This window comes from Enterobacter sp. 01-M-03-SI-ECC (genome assembly GCF_047530215.1).
In the GTDB taxonomy this organism is placed as follows: domain Bacteria; phylum Pseudomonadota; class Gammaproteobacteria; order Enterobacterales; family Enterobacteriaceae; genus Enterobacter; species Enterobacter chengduensis.
The window spans coordinates 1-442 of sequence record NZ_JBLKDA010000107.1; the positions used below are offsets into that span (position 1 = coordinate 1).

Sequence of the window (442 nt, forward strand, 5' to 3'; positions counted from 1 at the left end):
CCTTCACTCCACCGCTTTCCACGCCGTCTGAGTCAGATTCTCCCGCGCCGCAAGACGTGACGCTGACGATAGGCCTGTTTTTTGACGGTACGGGGAATAATGCCGTAAACACGGAGAACATGATTAAAGCCTGTACGGCCAGGCACTTCGACTACACCAGCGCGGAAGCTGAGGTCATTATGGCCCGGTGTGCTCGCGAGGAGTTTGGGGTGTCCGGCACCGGTGCAGGCAGCTACATCGGGTATTACACCAATGTGCACTGGCTGCACACGTTGTATCAGACCGATCTGTTACCCGACAGTACAGCGGCCCAGGCGTCACTGTATATCGACGGTATCGGCACCGAAGCGGGCAAACCCGACAGCCTGATTGGCCAGTCGCTGGGGATTGCGGATACGGGCGTGATTGCCAAAACGGATAAAGCGGTAGCGGGTCTGATATC

Annotated in this window: 1 pseudogene; it reads left to right on the top strand. The window is 57.5% G+C overall.

Going from position 1 to position 442, the window contains the following annotated elements:
* Positions 1-442 (top strand): annotated as a pseudogene (locus tag ACMWKK_RS26285) (type VI secretion system tube protein Hcp); the annotation flags it as partial.